The organism is Niallia sp. 01092 (genome assembly GCF_052318935.1).
Classification (GTDB): Bacteria; Bacillota; Bacilli; order Bacillales; family Cytobacillaceae; genus Niallia.
Genome location: NZ_JBQRKO010000017.1, coordinates 1 through 21,478 on the forward strand (window position 1 = coordinate 1; position 21,478 = coordinate 21,478).

15 protein-coding genes are annotated in these 21,478 nt (G+C 35.2%); 1 reads left to right on the forward strand and 14 read right to left on the reverse strand.

Features of this window, described 5'->3' with window-relative positions:
• The 10 genes from ACTXGU_RS15615 to ACTXGU_RS15660 form a co-directional block, all read right to left on the reverse strand.
• On the reverse strand, positions 1-207 hold a 207-nt coding region (locus ACTXGU_RS15615; RefSeq protein ID WP_443482460.1), incomplete at its 3' end, for a BMP family ABC transporter substrate-binding protein.
• 73 nt (positions 208-280) lie between these two features.
• Positions 281-529, reverse strand: coding sequence for a ferredoxin (locus ACTXGU_RS15620; RefSeq protein WP_443482461.1), 249 nt, complete (start codon positions 527-529; stop codon positions 281-283).
• A 519-nt stretch (positions 530-1,048) separates the two neighbouring features.
• Complete coding sequence (locus ACTXGU_RS15625) at positions 1,049-1,672, reverse strand: YitT family protein (protein WP_443482462.1); 624 nt, start codon at positions 1,670-1,672, stop codon at positions 1,049-1,051.
• A gap of 242 nt (positions 1,673-1,914) precedes the next feature.
• On the reverse strand, positions 1,915-2,361 hold the full coding sequence (locus tag ACTXGU_RS15630) for an Lrp/AsnC family transcriptional regulator (RefSeq protein WP_443482463.1): 447 nt from the start codon (positions 2,359-2,361) through the stop codon (positions 1,915-1,917).
• A 133-nt stretch (positions 2,362-2,494) separates the two neighbouring features.
• Positions 2,495-4,141 (reverse strand): ATP-binding protein, encoded by a 1,647-nt coding sequence (locus tag ACTXGU_RS15635; RefSeq protein WP_443482464.1) that lies wholly within the window; start codon positions 4,139-4,141, stop codon positions 2,495-2,497.
• Between the two features lie 193 nt (positions 4,142-4,334).
• Entirely contained in the window at positions 4,335-5,651 is a 1,317-nt protein-coding gene (locus ACTXGU_RS15640) for an aminotransferase family protein (RefSeq protein ID WP_443482465.1), read from the reverse strand.
• A gap of 1 nt (position 5,652) precedes the next feature.
• On the reverse strand, positions 5,653-7,248 hold the full coding sequence (locus ACTXGU_RS15645) for an amidohydrolase (RefSeq protein ID WP_443482466.1): 1,596 nt from the start codon (positions 7,246-7,248) through the stop codon (positions 5,653-5,655).
• 543 nt (positions 7,249-7,791) lie between these two features.
• Positions 7,792-9,240, reverse strand: a complete 1,449-nt coding sequence (locus tag ACTXGU_RS15650) for an MDR family MFS transporter (RefSeq protein WP_443482467.1) — start codon at positions 9,238-9,240, stop codon at positions 7,792-7,794.
• A gap of 316 nt (positions 9,241-9,556) precedes the next feature.
• Complete coding sequence (locus ACTXGU_RS15655) at positions 9,557-9,955, reverse strand: winged helix-turn-helix transcriptional regulator (RefSeq protein WP_443482552.1); 399 nt, start codon at positions 9,953-9,955, stop codon at positions 9,557-9,559.
• Between the two features lie 118 nt (positions 9,956-10,073).
• Complete coding sequence (locus ACTXGU_RS15660) at positions 10,074-10,769, reverse strand: NAD(P)H-dependent oxidoreductase (protein ID WP_443482468.1); 696 nt, start codon at positions 10,767-10,769, stop codon at positions 10,074-10,076.
• A 392-nt stretch (positions 10,770-11,161) separates the two neighbouring features.
• Between ACTXGU_RS15660 and ACTXGU_RS15665 the strand changes: the two genes are divergently transcribed.
• Positions 11,162-13,150, forward strand: a complete 1,989-nt coding sequence (locus ACTXGU_RS15665; RefSeq protein ID WP_443482469.1) for a methyl-accepting chemotaxis protein — start codon at positions 11,162-11,164, stop codon at positions 13,148-13,150.
• A 591-nt stretch (positions 13,151-13,741) separates the two neighbouring features.
• Here ACTXGU_RS15665 and ACTXGU_RS15670 read toward each other — a convergent pair.
• From ACTXGU_RS15670 to ACTXGU_RS15685, 4 genes are all read right to left on the reverse strand, one after another.
• Positions 13,742-15,178 carry a sensor histidine kinase gene (locus ACTXGU_RS15670; protein WP_443482470.1) on the reverse strand — a complete coding sequence of 479 codons (1,437 nt, stop codon included), beginning with the start codon at positions 15,176-15,178 and terminating at the stop codon, positions 13,742-13,744.
• A gap of 12 nt (positions 15,179-15,190) precedes the next feature.
• Positions 15,191-16,393, reverse strand: coding sequence for a beta-ketoacyl-[acyl-carrier-protein] synthase family protein (locus tag ACTXGU_RS15675; protein WP_443482471.1), 1,203 nt, complete (start codon positions 16,391-16,393; stop codon positions 15,191-15,193).
• A 190-nt stretch (positions 16,394-16,583) separates the two neighbouring features.
• Positions 16,584-19,772 carry an SNF2 helicase associated domain-containing protein gene (locus tag ACTXGU_RS15680; RefSeq protein WP_443482472.1) on the reverse strand — a complete coding sequence of 1,063 codons (3,189 nt, stop codon included), beginning with the start codon at positions 19,770-19,772 and terminating at the stop codon, positions 16,584-16,586.
• 548 nt (positions 19,773-20,320) lie between these two features.
• A complete protein-coding gene (locus ACTXGU_RS15685) occupies positions 20,321-21,271 on the reverse strand; it encodes a TRM11 family SAM-dependent methyltransferase (protein ID WP_443482473.1) in 951 nt (316 codons plus the stop codon).
• Positions 21,272-21,478 lie beyond the last annotated feature (207 nt).

Below are 21,478 nucleotides of genomic sequence, written 5' to 3' on the forward strand. Positions count from 1 at the left end.
GTTTTCTTTACCAAATGCCTGCAGCCCTTCCCATGCAGATTGGTTAAAAGATTTATCATCTATGCCACCAAGATCTGTAACCATAGCAGCTTTAAATGCATCTTTATTAGATGAACCTTCATTATTATCTTTTTTACCACAAGCCCCTAAAACAGTCCCAGCAGCTAGTACTAGAGACAACACTAAACCTAATTTACGCTTTTTCAAGATTTGTACCCCCTAATATTATTGTTATAGCAATTCATTACAAGTTTTGATTTTGACTTTTTACCAAATGAAATTATTCATATTTTGATGCATCCCCATCAAAGGATTCCTCCGCAACTTTAATGGAATCTGTCGGGCATCCTTCTTGAGCATCGATTAAGTCATCATAAAAATCTTCTGAAATTTCCACAGTACCAGTATTGTTATCATTAAATGCTTCGGCTAATCCTTCGTCATCATAGTCGAATAAATCTGGAGCAGCTGCTCCGCATGCACCACAAGCGATGCAAGTATCTTTATCAACTATCGTGTATGTACTCATTTTCATTCACCCCCTTATTTAATAGTCCTTTCCTAATAAAAAAGAGCCATGAAAATAGAAGAGTTGAAATTCAAACTCCTATTTCCACGGCTCTTCCTTTCTGTAAACAGAAATTAAGCATCCATCGTTTATTTATAATTAGTTGCAGATAAAAACGATTAACGAGTTTTCTACAATCATTATTAATCCGTTATTAGATTTTCAAAACAAATTACAGTACAAGTGGTTCCTTATTTCAGATTCATAATTAACTCACCTTATATCGTTACTTTTATACTACTTGGATAGGAGAAACTAGTCTACTATTATGTTAGATTTCCTAACACACTTTTTAGAATTATTAGAATATTAAACTTATTTCACCCTCGATGCATTTGTTTTTTTATAACCTAGAAGCTATGAAAACTAATAACTGAAAAAAGAAAAGAAGTACACTTACTGGATCATGTACTTCGCAAAAATTCCCTTTATAATGTTTTCTAGCCTGCCTATTTTATAATCTAAAAAATTGCTTTTTATTTAATTTGCGATCACTTTTGATTTTACCTTATACATCTCTTTATCTTGTTCAGATTGAATACTGTTTGCAATTTTCTTTTTATAAAAACTGATGATGCTTGATGTAAAGAAAATAGAAAGAATGGATAACATTCCTTTCAAAGCTCCAATGAAATAAATGCCGGAAAGGACAACTAGACAATCAAACACAAAATTTACTTTTCCGGGATTCCAATTACATTTCTTTTGTAAAAATAACGCAAGAATATTTAAACCTCCAAGAGATGCTTTATTTAAAAAGAGAATGGACAATCCAAATCCGTTTATTATTCCACCAATAATAGCACCTGCTAATGGATTCATGTTAAAAGCAGGAATAAATTGATCAACGCTTGTCAGTATCGAAACAATAGTAACTGCCAAAATGGTTGATACAGTAAATTTCCACCCCATTTGAATAAAAGAAAAAATATAAAATGGAATATTTATTATAAAAAACAACAATGTAAACGGAAGATTGAAAATATAAGAAAAACTTAATGAAAGTCCTACTGTTCCACCGGTAACTAGATGGGAATGCCTTAAGATAAGCACACCTATACTTAAAATCAAACAACCTAGCAGTATATTTATTATCTTTTTCATCATGAATGCCCCTTATCTATTATTTCGTCATTTCTGATCACTAATAATAGAATAGAATATATTCCGCTCATAATGCATAATATAATGTACATATTTTCTTCATATTATATACGTTATGTACAAAAATAGAACAAACAATATACGTTATGAATTTTACAGTTTCTCTTCAGGTTGCCCCCTTCTCCACAGAAAAAGCGAGCCTAATCATAGACTCGCTTTTTTAACGATTTACATGCTTCTCATTAAGATTTCTTATCTAATGGCTTGATATTTCTATATTTGACAGCTGAGTGCAGTACAATGGAAGTATTAACATTTCCGAATGGAATCAGTCTGTCAACAAGTAATTGAATTCCTTCCATTCCACCTACTGCAGCTTTTAAAAAATGCGAAACATAGCCTGTCATTCGATGGCATTCTAAAATATCTTCATCGTCCTTTATAAACTGTTCAAATTTTTGTGGCGACGTTTTTAGTTCACTTATTTGAATAAACAACAACGTATCTCTGCCTACTTCTTTCGGAGCAATAATTGCACTAAATCGTTCAATAACGCCCTTTTCTTGCAGACGAGACAGTCTTTCATAAATACTTGGGCGACTTAAAGACAGGTGCTTCGATAAGTCGCTAATAGTCATACGTCCATCTTCTTGAAGCAATTTTATTAGCTGCTGATCTATCGTATCCATAAACAGCTCCTTTCCAATTGCATTTATTTTTCTATATTCATATAGAGTTTGTCCAAAAAGTTAAGGAATCCTAGCTGTCGATTTTCTTCAAGACTTCCACGCCTCAACCTTTTCCTCTCTCATTTCCCTCCTTTTACAATGCTTTTTTCGGGATAATGATTTCTACCGTTGTCCCTTTGTTTAGTTCACTTTGAATTTGCAGCTTTCCTTTATGATGTTCTATTATTTTTTTTATGACCATATAACCAAGACCAGTGCCAGTATCCTTTGTTGTATAAAAAGGGGAACCTAGTTTTTCAATCTGGGATTGCTCCATTCCCCATCCATTATCCTGAATTTGAATAATCGCAGTATTTTCTTGTATACACGTACGAACAGAAATTATCCCACCAAAAGGGATAGCTTCCATACTGTTTTTAAACAAATTCATAAACACTTGCTTTAATTGATTTCCATCACAATAGATGATGATTGCTTCTTGTCCAAAATCTTTTTCGATGACAATATTATTCATATTGGCACTTGCCTGAAACAACGAGATAGTCTCGTCTAAAATTTGCTGTAAATCCTTATACTCATAATTTAAAACATGCGGCTTAGACAAAATAAGAAATTCCCCCACAATAAAATTAATACGGTCTAATTCCGACATAATTAAATGGAAGTGGGATTTGTCCTTAAATTCTTTTTCCAAGTATTGAATAAATCCACGGATTGTCGTAAGTGGATTGCGTATTTCATGGGCAACACTTGCCGCCATTTGACCAACGGCTGACAGCTTCTCTGAATTTAATAAAAGCTGCTCCGTCCGCTTACGCTCGGTAAAATCTCTAAATTGAGCAAATGCTCCGACCAATGTGCCATTCTCCTCAAATATAGGAAAACAATCTAACAGAAAAATAAGCTTTTGTCCATCTTCTTTACGAATGTAGGAAATTTCAATATCCGTAAAGGGGCGTTTATTCGATAAAACAGCTTGAAGGTATTCTCCAAAATAGTCTAAACGATTAATATTCGCTCCGATAACATGTTCCTTTTTTATCTTTGTCACTAGCTCTGCATATGGGTTAAAGCCGATTAGCTTGCCATCCTGGTCAGATATCAATATTCCATTTCTCGTTGTATCCATGATCATTTGATTTAATCGATTTAATTGGTGGTTCTGCCTAATTAATGCAATCTCTCTTTCTATTGTTTGATTAACCGTAGAAAGAAGGGTAAGCATTAATGGATTTGCGTTTTTTTTGTCCGTCATAATCGCAATGGTTCCAAGTACCTTATCCGCGTTTCGATCCATAATCGGAACACTATAACAGGCGGTAGAATGGAGATGCTGATGAAAATGCTGTTCCCCAATTATTTCGATTTCTTTTTTATATTTTAACGTTAACGATATCGCATCTATTCCACAATCTTTTTCTGTAAAACGAACGCCTTCTACAACGCCGAGATGGGCAGCCGCAGCTTTGCTTCGTTCATCCCCTTGCATTTTTAATAAATATCCTTCTGCATCACAAACACTTGCAACAATAGAAATATCTTTTAACGATAATAAAAATTTATCTAAAAAATAAATAACAACCTCTAATATATCTGCGTATTGTACATGTTTTTGATGTAATGCATCTTTACTTAATTTTTCCAAAAACAGTGTAAAATCTGTTGGTATTAATCCACTTTGATGGCATGCTTTTTTTAATTCTTCAAAATTTATTCCAACACCGTTCATATCCATATACTCCACAATATTTTTATCCTTTAATTGATTAACAAAAAACATTATTCCCCTGATTTTTCTATAATATTGATATATTATAACATAGAAAAATCAGTATTAATTATGAAAGAACAATTAATCTCAGACTTGCTGCCCGTCAAGGTCCAAACATCAGAACATAGACTAATAGGAGGCATATCTATGTTAGATAGCGTAGATCCCCTCTATACAATAGAAAAAAACGGTAATCTGCTTATTAATCAGCGATTACCGTTTTAATTGATTCTTTTAGAATTTTTATGATTTTTTCTATTTCTGCCTTACTAATAATTAAAGGCGGTGCTAAAACAATCGTGTCACTATCATTATAAGTAACACTTCGACATATCAGGCCATTTTTTGCTGCTTCAGCAACCACTTTAGGTGCTATTTTTTCGGAGAAACGCCGCTTTTCTTTTGCATCGGCATATAGTTCAAATCCACCTAATAATCCAATTGCCCGGCTGTCGCCAACATACTCAAGTTCTTCTTCTAGTTGTTTAAACCCTTTCATTAACTCTAACCCCATAAAGTAACTATTTTCCACCAATTTTTCCGTTTCTATTATATGTAAATTTGTATTTGCAATATGGCAAGCAACAGGATGGCCACTGTAAGTAAATCCATGAAATAATGTTCCCGTCGATTTTTCCTTATATACTTGAAAAATCGCTTCTGAGATCAATACACCGCCAAGTGGAAAATATCCGCTCGTTATCCCTTTTGCAAACGTTAATACATCTGGAACAACATCCCAATTTTCCATCCCAAACATTTTCCCAGTTCTCCCAAACCCTGTTATCACTTCATCTGCAATAAATAAAATATCATATTCATCACAAACAGAACGGACTCCTCTTAAATAGTCATCCGTTGGAATAAACATACCGCCAGCTCCCATTACAGGTTCTGCAATAAACGCTGCGATATTTTCCGGCCCTTCTTCCTCTATTACCTTTTTTAATGCCTCCACTGAATCGGAATCTACATGAAGAAAATCTGGTGCAAGAGAATTTGTAACATGATGAAATTCAGGGATTCCTGTTGCACTAGTCGCTCCTGTAGCAACCCCATGATACGCTTTTTGTCTTGATATAATTTTCTTGCGCTGAGGTTTTCCTTGCAATATCCAATAATAGCGAACTAATTTAAATGCAGAGTCATTTGCTTCTGAACCACCTGACGTAAAAAAAACGGTATTTAGATCCCCTGGTGCTAGATTAGCAAGCTTTTCGGCTAGAAGAATGGCAGGCTCATGGCTAAAGGTCGAAAAGGCGGAACTAAAACTTAATTTATTGATTTGCTCCATTGCAGCCATTCCCAGTTCTGTTCTGCCATATCCAATCGCCACATTCCAAAGGGAGGACATTCCTTCTATATATTCCTTCCCATCTGTATCTTTTACATAGATTCCTTTTCCTTCTTCAAAAATAATCGCAGGTCCTTGGTCTTGTTGCTGCTTCACAGAAGAGGTTGGATGAAGAAAATGTTTTTTATCGAGTGCTACTAGCTGTTCCTTATTAAATCTTGTCATTCTATTCCCTCCTCGCACTATAACGAATTTTCCCGCCAATAATCGTCATCTCGATACAAGTATTTTTTATTTCATTAGGATTATATGCCATAAAATCAGAAGGTAATACCGTCATATCTGCTAATTTTCCGATTTCTAGCGACCCTTTGTTTTCTTCATCGAAGGAAGCTCTGGCAGCATAAATAGTATACATTTTTAACGCTTCTTTTAAACTAACGCTGTTTTCTTGAATAAAATCATTTCCATTAGCCGTTTTGCGACAAATAGCAGCGTATATTCCAAGCATTGGTGAACAAGGAGTAATCGGAAAATCGGAGCTTCCAGCTGGAAGTAGTCCATCGTCCATCATTTCCCTCGTTGCAAATACATTTTTCACCAAAGAAGGATGTAAATTTTCTTTGTAAACATCTCCTGCTTGATAAACCAACGCAGGTTGTGGAACTGGAATAACCTCTAGTTCCTTCATTTTCATTCGCAATCCTTTATTTGTCACCATTGCATGCTCAATCCGATGGCGATGGTCTTTGCGAAAGAATTTTTTTAATGTTTTTTCATATGCATTTATAACTTGTTGTACAGCTCGATCGCCAATGGCGTGTATGGCAATCTGATATCCTTTTTGATGGGCTAGCATCACTTTATCTTCTAATTCTTTATCCGTATACATCAGCATTCCTTCTTGATCGGATGAATGATTATATGGAATAGAAACGGCTGCTGTTTTTCCACTGATGGTTCCATCAGCAAACATTTTAACTGGACCAATTTTCAAATAACTATTGCCTGATAAAGGAGACAACCTCATGTCCACTGCTTCCTGAAAAAACTTTTCCAGTATCATCGCATATACGCGAACAGGAAGATTATTTTCTTCCATCATTTCCTGCAGCACATGATATTCTTCCAATGAATCGGAAAAAAAGCCAAGACCCGCTTCATGTACACTTGTAATACCATAAGAAAGATTATGTTCCATTACAAGCTCAATTGCTTTCTTCATTTGTTTTTTTGTATAGGGAGGCATTACTTTTTTAGCAAGATTAATCGCTTCTTCTTTTAATACGCCTGTTGCGTCGCCATTTTGATTTCGTACAATCTCTCCATTTTTCACTATTGTAGCTGCTGTAATCTTCGCAAGCTGTAATACTTTTTTATTCACAACGGCCGTGTGGGCACAATATCTTGTAATAAAAACTGGATTGTTAATGCCCTGAAAGTCGAAAGCATTCGGCTCTCTTCCCTCTTTTAAGTTTGCTTCATCATAACCCCATCCGATAATCCATTCGTCTGATCCTGCCTCCCTTGCTCTTTGGCTAATTACTTTAACCATCTCTTTAATAGAAGATTGATTACAATGAACATACAGTAAATTAAATCCACTAATAAACAAATGCTGATGCGCATCAATAAACCCTGGGACAACGACTTTCCCACCTAAATTAACAACTTCTGTATATGAACCTGCCCATTTTGTTATTTCTTCATTGGAACTTAAAGCAATAATTCGCTCCTTTTTTACTGCGATAGCTTCATATTGATTGTTGTGTTCATCCATTGACATTATTTGACCATTATAAAAGATAGTATCTGCAATCATATTTTTCTCCTTTTTCATCAGAGACTTATCGATATCAATATACTGTCTATTATACACAATTATCATTATTTTCTAAATTTTCAGCACTCTACATTTTAAAAAAGGCACTGTTAAATTTCAGTGTTGATTTATAATGGTCAGGAAATTCACTCGCTTTCCGCGAACGTGCGATAAGCTTCGGAAAAACCCTTTTAACAGAGCTTATTTTCAGAGTAAACACCCATGCAATAAAATTTGCATCATGGCGCATGGAAAGAAGCAGCCTCCACATTTATAGCGCAGAGCAGCGTGAATACACGAAGACTCCTGCGGGAAAGCGAGACAGACGAGACCCTGCAGGAGCGTAGCGACGAAGCGGCTCGGCGCTCGCCCGTGGAAAGCGTAGTGTATTCACGCTGCGGAACTTCTTTTCAGAGTAGCCTATTAAGAAATGCGCAGGCGCCGGAGCTAGACACTAAACTAGGTTCGAAATTTTATATTTTCTTATCATTTAAAAAAAGCAGAACCTTCTCCTTAATAGAAGAAAGTTCTGCTTTTATCTGTTTAATTAGACTGAACTTCACTTTTCTGTTCATTAACTTCAGCTGCTATCGCTTTTTTAATAAAGAGTGCAAGAATAAAAGCAATAATGCTTATGCTTAACGCAAACCAATACGCATGATGCACACCGTATGTCATCGCATCATGTAGAACGTTTTCCGTCGGCTGACCGTTATATTCTTGTACATATTGCTTGCTTTTTCCTGTTAAAATACTTACAAAGATAGAAACACCAAGTGCACCAGAAATAGGCTGCAACGTATTCGCAATCGCTGTTCCATGTGGATATAAATGTGGCGGCAGCTCATTTAAAGCATTTGTTTGTGACGGCATCATTATCGCTGAAATAGAGAACATCAGCAATATATAGACAATGATAAATGCCCAGATAGGAACGGACTCATTAATATTACTATAAAAAATCATGACACCGACTAATACAAATGCACCAGGAATAATTAATTTTCTTGGTCCAAATTTATCAAACAGCATCCCCATCACCGGTGACAAAAGCCCATTCAGCAATGCACCAGGCAAAAGAATCAAACCAGCAAGCCTTGCCGTATATCCAAGAGGCCCTTGGAGATACATTGGCATCACAATTTCAGAAGCAAACATTGCCATAATAACAATGACAAACACGATAACACCAAATGCATAATTTTTATATTTAAATACGCGGACATCTAATAAAGGCTCGTCCAGCTTTAATTGGCGCAGTACAAAGAAAACAAGGCTTATTGCACCAACAAAAATATAAGTTAAAATTTCTGCAGACAGCAACCCATTAGCCGTTTCACCGGCACTGCTGAATCCATACACTAAACCACCTATTCCAATTGTAGAAAGGAATATAGATAAAATATCCACTTTTGGTTTCGTAATTTCCCCAACATTTTGCAAATATTTTAACGCAAATAAAATAGAAAATAACACAAAAGGAATAACAGCAAGGAACAGCCAGCGCCAACCTAAACTATCTACAATTACTCCTGATAATGTCGGACCAATCGCAGGTGCAAACATAATAACTAAACCAAACATCCCCATAATTTTTCCGCGAACTTCAGGTGGGTACAACAATAACAAAGCATTCATAATAACTGGTATTAAAAGGCCTGTTCCAACTGCTTGAATCATTCTGCCAGTTAAAAGCATTGGGAAATTCACCGCACAGCCAGCTATAATGGTTCCAATTAAAAAAATCGTCATAATACCAATAAACATGCGTCTAGTTGTAAACGACTGAATCAATAACGCAGAGATCGGCATTAAAACACCCATCACCAGCATAAAACCAGTTGCCAACCACTGAATGGTTGGAGCATCTACTTTAAATACATTCATTAACTCCGTAAGGGCGATATTAAGTAGTGTTTCATTCAAAATAGCAAAAAACGCACCAATCATAAACGTGATTAAAATTGCTTTCGAATTAATCTTGGATTCCATTCTTATCCTCCAAAAGGTAATTTATTTTCTATCCCTTTCGCTAAATAAACTGCTCTCCATTTATTTACATGAAAGTTCATTCGAATATTTGCTATTTTACCAAACAAGAGTTCTCATTTCAATTCAACTAACGAAAAAAGAACATAATTTTTACAAACATAAGGGAAAAAGTATGTATTATTAGAAAAAAGATAAAAACATAACTATTGCTTATTCTTTTTCTCGAAAAAAAAACTCCAATTTTTGAAAAGATTTACCTTCTCAAAAACCCGAGCTTTTCTTCAGAAACGATCTTTCACATATGTTTTTTCCTGCTTTAGTTACCCGATGAATCAGAAATTTGTTTCTCCTCAACTATATTTTGCTGTTGAAGGAGGAGATTCCGATATTCTTCTCCCCAATCTTTCATTAGCAAAATGATGGGTACAATACTTTTACCAAAATCGGTTAATGAATATTCAACTTTAGGTGGTACTTGATGATATACTTCCCTATGAATAATTCCATCCTTTTCTAATTCTCTAAGCTGCAATGTTAACATACGCTGTGTAATATTGGGGCATATACGTCGAAGCTCATTAAATCTTTTCTCCCCATTAATGAGATGATAAAGAATGACCCCTTTCCATTTACCGCCAATAACGCTTAATGTCAATTCCACAGGACATCCTTCAATCGTCGTACAAGTGCCATGAATTTCTTTACCGTCTTTCATCAAAGCAAGCGGCCTCCTATCTATCCTTTTCTTTTTACTTTATATTATTATGTTAAGAATAGAAATTTTCTAGAGGCTTTTCAACAAAATGAAAGTATATTTTATTAAACGTTATTTTCTACTCTATCCACTGAATCACTTGTTCTTTTGATTGTCTTGTTTTATCTCGAGGTTCTTTTACTCGGAAACCAAATGCAACCATACAGGATATGCCAAACTGTTCCGTATTTATTACTCCTTCTTCAGCTAAAATCTGTTCAACTTTATCTTTATCAAACCCTTCAATTGGACAAGAGTCTATGCCGATTTGTGCTGCGGCAGTCATCATATTGCCTAGTGCAATATAAGTTTGTCTGCATCCCCATTCAAACATTGCTCGTTCATTGCTTAGCAGATCAAAATCTTCTTCTAAAAACTTATGATACAAACTGCCTTTTCCTTTTACGACCTCTTCTGGCAGCTGTTGAATAGATCTCATCATATTCATGATATGCTCTGAGTCAGCTACCATTTCTTTCGGTGTTCTTGATAAAATAATGACAAAATGGCTAGATGTTGGCAATTGCTTTTGCCCTCCCCAAGTTACCGGTAATAACTTTTCTCTTAATTGCTCATTTTGCACGACAACAAACTTCCATGGCTCAAATCCAAAAGAGCTTGGCGACAATCTGCCAGTTTCTAAAATAAAGTCAAAATCCTCTTTGCTAATCTTTTTTTCTGGATCAAATTCTTTTGTAGCGTGTCTGTATTCGTATGCTTGCAATACCTCTTCTTTTTTAGTAGTCGTTAGTACACTTTCATTTTTTGTAGTCATTAAAATACAACTCCTTTTATTTAGGTTAGTTGAAAAACAACTTAATCAAAGTATAATTCATGGACAACAAACTTGTAAGTACGCACATTCTTTATAGGTAGTATCGTTTTTTATACTATGAACTTATATTAACTACATACTAAACTGCTATTCTCATCTTTTTTATTATTTGTGCATTGTTTATCAAGCATTCATTACACACTTCAATCATTAGCAACTATATAAAGATAATAAATAAATAAATAAATAAATAAATATAAAAGGATTTAACTTTATTTCATAAAAGAACTTCACTTTTTAAAAAATTTGTCGAAAATAATAATAAATACAATTTATTATTGCTATTTTAGAATAACCATAAATTTTACAGCAATAAAAAAGGGGATATGTTAATGGAAAAATCAAAAAAAAAGAAGTTCACTTTCAACTTAAGCACTAAACTGTATATTACGTTTGCTCTCATCCTTCTTATTCCAACCATTACGGTTGGGCTTCTATCCTATGATAGCGCAAAAAAAGAATTGGGTGATAATTTACTAAAAACGGCAGAAGAGAACGTAAACTTATTAAATTCCAATATTAATACTACGATTTCACCTAAAATTCATGATATTCAATATTTCGCCGAACAAATTACGGCAGAATCTTTAAAGGATGGCAAATCTTCTTCCCAAGTTGTGACAAGTTTCAAACAGTATATTAATCTTCATCCCGAAATTCAATCGATTTATATTGGCACACCAAAGGGAGAAACAATTATGTATCCGATTTCGGATATGCCTGATGGCTACGATCCAAGACAACGCCCTTGGTATCAAGATGCCATGCAAAAAAAAGGAGAAGTTGTCGTAACAAGCCCTTACGTGGATGCAGGAACGGAAGAAATGGTGGTTACGATTACAAAAGTATTAAATGATGGGGCCGGAGTAATTGCAGTCGATATTAATATTAAAAATCTTAAAAAGACAGCAGAAGAAGTAAACATCGGAAAAAGCGGCTATGCTGTTTTACTCGATTCGCAGCAAAACTATATTGTAAGTCCAAGTGAAAAAGCTGGCACTAAAGCAAAAGAAGATTTCTTTCAAAAGCTTTATGCAGAAAAATCTGGTGAACTTTATTACGATTACAAAGGATCAGAAAAAATCATGTACTTTTCCACCAATGAACAAACTGGTTGGAAGATTGCAGGTACATTGTTAATTTCTGAAATTGCTGATGACTCAAAACCTATTTTGAAGACTACATTAATCGTTATTGCTGTTGCTATTATTATTAGTGCATGTATTATTATGTGGATTGTACACTCTATCGTATCAAGATTAAAAGCTTTACAACAAAAAGCACAAACGGTTAGTAAGGGTGATTTAACAGAAACGATTGAAATCAAACGACATGATGAAATCGGCAACTTGGCACAAGCCTTTCAAGAGATGCAAGAAAGCTTGAGACATACATTACAAACAATCGAAGACCATGCCCTGCAAGTAAGCTCTTCTGCTGAAGAACTAAATGCAAGCTCTTCACAGACAAGTGAAGCAACAGAACAAGTGGCAGCTGCCATACAAGACGTTGCAAGCAGTGCGGAAAAACAAACAATGGAAATTGATAAAAATAATGCTTCCATAGAAAAAATTTCAAAGGGAAGCTCATATATTTCAGACAGTACTTTAGAAGTTGCTGAATTAACAAAAGATACAACAAAAATGGCGGAAGAGGGCGAAAAAGCTGTCTTAGAAACAGTTGATCAGATGAGTTTGATTCACAATTCTGTAATAGAGTCGAATGATATGATCCGTTCTTTATCAGACCGTTCGAAAGAAATTGGTTCCATATTGGGTGTTATCACTAGCATCTCCGAACAAACGAATCTATTGGCTCTTAATGCAGCCATTGAAGCGGCTAGAGCTGGAGAAGCAGGCAAAGGATTTGCTATTGTAGCTGATGAAGTGAGAAAATTAGCAGAGCAGTCCCAACTGTCCGCTAAAAAAATAGCAGAATTAATTCAAGCCATTCAAAAAGATACAGAAAACACTGTACAAAAAATGTCTACAGTAGTAGATAACGTAAAAGATGGCTTAATAGTTTCAGAAGATGCGATAAAAAAATTCACGGAAATATTATCTAGCATGCAAGAAATCACGCCTAAAATAGAAACTGTATCAAGCACCATTCAGCAAATGGCTGGCGGCATTCAAGAAGTAGAAGCAACTTCATTTACAATATCGGATATTGCCAAAAACAATGCAGCAGCATCAGAAGAAGTGGCAGCATCAACAGAAGAGCAGCTTGCAACAATGGAAGAAATATCCTCTTCAGCAAGCACTCTTTCTTCTATGGCTGAGGAATTAAATGACTTATTAGCAAAATTTAGATTTAAATAATCTGCCATTCTATTTAAAAATCTACGGAAATTTTGAACTGCACCCTAATTGTTAGACACAACTAACAATTAGCGGTGTAGTTTTTTTAAGGCTGTTTTCGTATAGATTGTTGCTTTTAAACTCGCAGCCCGAATACAATTCGTCCGTTTAGCGAGCGTCGAGCCTCCTCACTCGTACCTCGAGGCCACTGAAAAAGTGAATGCTATAAAATATAGGTAGTGACAATCCAAGCAACGCAGAGCAGAGGTTTTCGTTCGGTTTGCCGAGGCTTACCACACGCTTTCCGCGGGGCGAGCGCCGAGCCGCTTCGTCGCTACGCTCCTGCAGGGTCTCGCCTGTCTCGCTAATCCCGCAGGAGTCGTGCGGACGCCTCTCCTAACCAAAATGATGGTCGTTTTCAAACTCTCTATACCATTTTTACCCTAATAAATTTGAATGAGCCATTCTATAATAGAAATATAGAATGGCTCTGACGTTTAGGAACAAAAACTAAACCAAAGAAATTTTCATACATGCACTACAATAGCCTTTACATACATATTTTGGGTTATAAACAATTTAATTTTGTTAGGTATGGCAAACTATTATATCTTATATTTTGAAGTCACTAAATATAAATTGTGGTAAAATAATTAGGAGGTTTGTTCCATTTGAACTACTATCTACTACCTTTATATCTCCACGATGTTCAAACATAATTTTTTTTACAAATGGTAAGCCTAAACCAAATCCTTCTTTTTTATCGGTAATAAATGGATCAAAAATAGTTTCCCAGTTTTCTATAGGTATCCCTTTTCCCGTATCGATAATGTTTAAAAGAATCATGTCAGCTTCAACATTTGTAGAAATCGTTATTTTTCTTAAACCTCTATCTTTCGGAATTGCTTCCACACTATTTTTGATTAGATTAATCAACACTTGCTTTAAATAAGTCTGATTTACATAAGCTTTTAAAGTTTTATATTTTCTAACAAAAGATACTTCTACTGAATTTTCTTTTGTTAATTCTTTCGTTAGTTTAATGGCATCATCTATTATTTCATTTAAATCAACCATTTTGTAGTCAATTGAATTATTTTTTATATACTTCATATAATTTTGTATTAATTCATCAATTTGTTGTGTTGCAGTATGAATCATTGAATTCATTCTATAACCCTGTTTAGGTAATGCCTCTAATTCACTCAACAATTTTGAATAACCATTTATAACGACTAGTGAATTTTTCACTTCATGAACTAAACTAGCTGTTAAATTCCCTGTATAATCTAATTTTTTTTGACGCTCAATCAAACGATTATAATTTACTGTCATCATCGTATTTATTCTCAGAAAAGAAAAAATAATGATAACAGAAAATATAATTACTCCTAAACTACTATATAGCGCCCCTGTTCCGGGAGTAAAATTAAGCGACCCGAATACAATTAATAAAAAAGAGCATAAGAAAAAAGTACTTAAAAAATCCTTATAGTAATTATTTTGAAGATTTTTAGCAATGATATAGGAAAAAGCTAACAACATAACAAAACCAACGATATGAATAAAATACAAAAAGTGAAGTGGTCCGTATTGCGGGAAATAATAATACGTATTAGTTTGTAGAATCTCTAAATCTTTTAATCCCCTTACCCCGAGTTCGGTCATATTTAGAATATAAATGATTGTGCTCCAAATAAACAACAACACTAACACTTTCTTATTAAACATAAATAATAGAAACCGATTAAAAAAAGTATTTTTAAGATTAACTGCATGCTTCGTTAAAGAAATATATGCGACATAAAAAACCAAAGGCACCAAAAATGTTGGTCCAGCTCTAAAAATCCTAAAAACCCATAATATAAGCGATTCTGAAAAAATACCTTTTAAATATAAAACGGCAATATCCAACTGCCATAAACTAATGGCAAGCATATAAAATAATAAAGGAATTGCCAATTTTGAACCTTTATACAATTTTAATACAGAAACCGCTAATACTGTTGGAATAATTCCTATAATAGCGGTTAAAAACGAAATGATCAAAATTTCCACCTACTAGTATTGATAACTTTTTACATAACAGCATGCATTATTGCCCCCAAGACCATGATTCGTTACTGCTACTTCATTAACCTCTTGATAAATAGTTTTCGTAATAATATTCATCTCTTCAAAACCATCTTTTTTCGTGCGAATGGTTGGAGGTATAAACCCACAGTTAATACTTATCAGGGAGGATATGACTTGCAATACCCCGCAAGCACCATAAGGATTTCCAATCATGCTCTTAATGGACGTATAAGGGACCTTGTGATTATATAAAACCTTGGAAGCATACTCTTCAATTCTATCGTTTATATTTATTCCCAACGCCTGACTGTTTATATAATCGGGGTTTCTGTCTTTGCTAACTTCTTTAAGAGCCCGAACCATTTGTTCACCAGTTTCATCTATGGAATAAATATAAGCTCCATCATTATACGATACAACATTCTCTATTTCACCTAGTATATCAACATTTCTTTTTAATGCATCTGCTTCTCTTTCTAGAATAATAATTCCAGAGCCCTCAGCTATTGCAAATCCACTGCTTTGTTGACTAAATGGGACAGCCCCTACATCTAAATCCTGATTTATCGATATGGACTTGGTCTTAGCAAATCCATAGGTACCAATTTTACTAATAAGGCTATCCGAACCCCCAACTACAGCTATATCAATACTGCCGCTTTTTAGATACATCATCGCATCCTGTATAGCCTCTAAACTAGAGGTGCATCCAGTGGTTATTGTTTTGGTTATTCCTTTTATGCCTAAGTAGTGAGCGATAGCAGAAGTAATACTATGATAATTAGCAAAGTGAGAAAAAATAATAGGTACTTTTCTAAGATTATCTTGATTAATATTCATTAAAGATTCCTGGTATACCTTTTCACCAATTGCTCCCACTGATACACCTAAAAAAATTCCAACCTTTTTATCGGATAAATTAGATAGTTTAGCATGTTTTATTGCTTCCATTCCAGCCATCATACCAAGAAGAGTAACCCTTGGTAATCTTTTGAATTTTTTATTAGACTCAAATTCCTCTAATCCTTCTTTTATCTGCCCAATAATAGTAGTTTCTCTATTGGGTAAAAGAGTTGATACAGATTCTAAACAACAGACTCCATTTTTTAAATTAGATATAAATTCTGCAGCGTTATTTGTACGCGGGGCTTTTACTCCATAACCGGTTACAACTATTTTATCTTTCAATATTTTCACCCTTTTATATTTAATTTAAAGTTCCTTTAAATAATTATACAAAAGGCAGTATGATTGTCATAGATATATATATCTAGAAAACACTAAATATTTTCATTTACTAACCATTTATTTTATGCTCCCAAGAATGCAACAAAATTCTCTGTTTCTTCATGTATCCAACTAATCAAAAAACGGGAAGTTAATCGATCCCTAATAAATCTTTTACATCCGCTTCTGTTAAGGTAGATAGCAGCTGCTCTTCTGAATCGATGATTTCGTTAATAAGATGCCTTTTTTTCTCTTGCAGTTCATTTATTTTTTCTTCGATTGTGCCTCTAGCAACTAATTTAATTACTTGTACAGTATTTTTTTGTCCGATCCGGTGGGCACGATCGGCAGCTTGTTCTTCCACTGCTGGATTCCACCATGAATCATACAAAATAACCGTATCTGCAGTCATTAAGTTTAAACCAGTACCTCCAGCTTTTAAGGAAATAAGGAAAAAATCACATTCCCCTATATTAAAGCGACGGCATAATTCCACCCGTTCTTCTGAAGGAGTCCGCCCATCTAAATAAAAGAATCGCACTTCCCTTATTGCTAGCTCTCTTCCAATCAACTCAAGCATTTTCGTAAATTGGGAAAAAATCAATACCCTTCTTTTCGATTGTTTCGCTTCTTCTACCATGGTCATTAACTGTTCAAATTTTGCAGAGCTGCCTTGATAACCGTCCACAAACAGTCGCGGATGACAACATATTTGCCGCAATCTTGTTAATCCTGCCAAAATTCTAATCTTATTTTTCCGTAATGTATCCTTGTCAAGATGCTTTAATGTATCATGACGCAGTTTTGCCAAATACGCTCCATATAATTTTTTCTGTTCAAGAAGCATATCCGTTGATTCCTGCCATTCGATTTTTTCTGGAAGCTCCGTGAGGACATCTTCCTTTAGACGACGGAGCATAAATGGACGAATTCGTTTTGCAATATTTTTTCTTGTTAAATGGCTGTACTCTTTTAACCCTGAAAAAAGGGAAGGAAAAACAACGTGAAAAATAGACCAAAGCTCTTCTGAAGCATTCTCCACAGGTGTCCCCGTTAAAGCAAATCGGTAATCTGCCTTGATTTTTTTTACTGTTTTTGCTGTCTGAGTGAACGGATTTTTAAAATATTGCGCTTCATCAAAAATAACCGAATGAAAGTTTTGTTTTTCAAACCAAGTGCTGTCTTTTCGTAATAATGGATAGGAAGTAATCACTACATCTATTTCCCTTAAATCCTTCTGTAGCTTCATCCGTTCGGTTTTATTGCCGTCCATCACAACTACTTGTGTTTCAGGAGCAAATTTCATCCATTCATTCAACCAGTTATATGTCAATGATGATGGGCAAACAATTAATGCTGGAAGATTTTCTCTCCTAATCGTCTTAAGCTCTGATAAAATAAATGCAATGCTCTGCAATGTTTTCCCAAGTCCCATATCATCCGCAAGAATGCCGCCAAATCCGTAATAAGCCAATGTCTTCATCCAGTTAAATCCTATTTTTTGATAGTCCTTAAGGATAGGTTCTATATTTTTTTGCACATCAAAGTTCATACTGCCTGGCTTCTGCAAAATTGCTGCAAATTCGCGGAAAGACTCCGTTTTCTCCAACAAATGATTCTCTTCCAAAAACGCAGCAAGTGGAAAACTTTGATGGATGGATAAATCTACACCATTGATAAGATCCTCTTGCTGAATTTGCGGCGATTGCAAAAATCGCTGTATCTCTTCCATTTCTCTTGTTTCCAAGGAGAGAAGTGATCCATTTCTTAAACGGTAGTATTTTCGTTTTTCTTCCAGTGCAGTTAAAATATCCCGTATCTCTTTTTCTGGGAAATCCATATTAAATTTAAACTCGAGCCAATTGGTCCGCTCTTTTTTTATGCTTACCTTAATCATCGGTTTGGCATTTTCCCGAAAAATTCTGTTTCTGACTGCAGTTGTAGCATACACTTGAACTATTTTTTTTAGTGTGGGAAGAGTGTGATATAAAAAAGCATATTCTAAACCTTCATTTTGCAAGATATAGCCGCTGTCTGTTTTGGAAAAAGAGCTGTTCTCCATTAATTTGAGGATTTCCATTTCTTTTTCAACATCCCGCAATAAAAATCCATTTTCCAAAACCTCTTTCTTTTCCAATGGATTCAATACAATATGGCCATAGTGAAATTCTAATGCAGCAAGCAAACGGTTGTTTACCCGGTCCAAATATAATTTAGCAATCAGCTGATCTGTTTGAAACTGCTTCGCTGCTGCACTGCCTACCTCCACAGCTCCCAACTTTTTTAAACCTGGAGCTACTTTTTCTAGAAAAAAATCAACCTGTTTTTTTTCAAATGGTATACTATTTGTTCCAGCTTTGTAGAGCATTTCTTGTAAATGTACAAGCCTCTGACAATCTTGATTTTCGAGCTGCGTTAATTTTCCCTCTGTAAAGACAGATTGGTAAGCAGGCAAAATGATTATTTTATGAAACCCAGATATGTTTAGCCGATAGTTTTTCCCTGCTGTTTCAACAAACTCAAATGTCAATGGAAGCCGCTCAATTGATACATGGAAACCAGCATAGCGGCATCCGCCATACTCTACCGTTACATTTGGGAGATTTTTAAGGGAAGGAACAAGTCGATCAAAAGAGGATGGCGGCAAAAGAAAGATTTCACTGCTTATCCCTTCAATCTCTTTCATTTTATCTATAAACAACTTTTCATCCTCTCTCATAGAAACAAGCTGTCCAATAACGGCATCTATTTCTGCTGGAAAGCAATGAAGCTGCTGATCAAATGTAAAACCTGGGGAAAGTTTGTACGGCTTTCCTTCTTTTATATGGCTTAAAAAAGAAGAAATATTCATCACTTTCGTTGATCCAATCTTTATGTCTATTCCAAGCAGCTGCGGCTCCTTTTCTTTACCAATCAATCGGCAAGTAAAATCCACCTCAAGTACTTCTCTGTTTTCAAAATGGCTTTGATGACCGCTTGAACGTATAGGTTTTTCATCAAATAATTGCAATAATCCTTCTGTTAATGGATGCTGATGTATAATTGGAACGGTGCCATTTCGTTCATGTTCCAGCACAGCAAGCAGTACTGCGGCAATATGCTGACATTCCCGATCAAAAGAAGCTAATTTTGGACAGCTGCATTCCGATTGCATCCCTCCATCACCATCCGTTTTAATTGTGATATAAAAATCATCGCCTCCTTTTACGATTGCTTTACAACCGTTTGCTTGATATTCCGTAAATTCGACTTTATTATTTTGATAAAAAGAATCCCCTCTTTTGAAGGAGACGGTGCCACATAATTCTTTAATGATTTTTTGATTTAGCTTTATGTTCAAAAACGGTTCTCCTCCTGTAGAAATTCTATTTCTATTTGAAAAGCTCTGTTAAACTTGCCTGTTGATTTCCACTGCAGGCATTCGCTTTCCGCGGGCGGTCCGGGAGCCTCCTCGGCGCTGTGCGGAGGCCACTGAAAAAGTGAATGCTATAATATATAGGTAGTGACAATCCAAGCAACGCAGAGGTTTTCGTTCGGTTTTCCGAGGCTTACCACACGCTTTCCACGGGGCGAGCGCCGAGCCTCCTCGTCGCCTTGCTCCTGTGGGGTCTCGCCTGTCTCGCTAATCCCGCAGGAGTCGTGCGGACGCCTCTCCTAACCAACATGATGGTCGTTTCCAAACTATCTATTCCATTTTTATCCTAATAAATTTAAGTGTTTCACCTATAATTATATCTAATAAAACACTTTTTCAGTGCCGTCGCTGTGCGCCTGTGGGGTCTCCCTTTGACTCGCTTTTCCCGCAGGAGTCTCACGCCTTCCGCTCCAATCAACAAAGTTTTAAAATCAACAATTAGCTTTAACACAGCCATTTGAAAAAAACAATGTTTACTCACAAACCAACACTTGTCTGATAAAATTTCCTTTTTTTGCAACTGCACGATCCTTAATTATAAATCCTGCTTCTTTTATAAAAAAATCGATCTCTTCTACCGTAATAATAACGGCTTTGTCTGCAAAACGGCGGGCGTATTGCAGCATTTCCAATTTCGTTTCAGAAGGCAAAACAGAACAAAGATTATATGGCATATCGATTATAGCAACATCATAATGAGTTTCTATATCCCGTATATCCATTAACCTTACTTCGCCTTCTAGTCCAAAAAAAGCGATATTTTCCCGTGCTCCTCCCGTTACAAGAGGGTTTCTGTCACTGCCGACAATGTCTATCCCCATCGATAATGCTTCTATTAAAACAGTTCCAATTCCGCAGCAAGGGTCAATCACTTTTTTTCCTTTTGGATTCGGGACAGCAATATTCACTACCGCTCTTGCCACACGTGTGCTAAGAGCAGTTGAATATTGTTGTGGTTTTGATTGATGCTTCAGCCAAATCGACTCGCTTTTATGATAATTTCCAAATACCAAGCCATCCTTTACAGGCATCACTGCAAACAAATGTTCAGGGTCTACTAAATTGACCGTTCCTTTTATCTCCATTCCTATCATTCTTGCCATTTCTCGTCTTTTTTCAAACGGAAATTCCCCTCGAAAATCAGGATTTTCGATAAAAATAACTTTAAAGGTAGTATCTTTAATGTGCAAGTCCCTGACCTGACATATTATTTCCTCCACACTTTTTCCTTTATATAAAAGATCTATTCTGTCTTTTATAAATGGACTGCGACTTGGATCTATCCGCAACGGACTTTCTATTAACAAGGTTTCACTATCAACATGGAACAATGACCGCATTTCCAATCTGCATAATGATATTTCATCCTCATGACACGCATATGTATATAAATAATTTAATGGTCGTTCATTATGATCGATCAATCTTTTCCCGCCTAACATGCTGTTTATTTTCTTATTATAATGGAAAAAATCAAGAATTGTTTAGTTTATTGATTTTTTACTACCTTCTATCTGTGGATTTAAAGAAAGAATTTAATACAACTTATTTCGTTAAAATTATTTTTTATACCAAAAAAATTTTTACTTAACATAATACTAATTATATGTTAACCTTTCATATGTAATAGT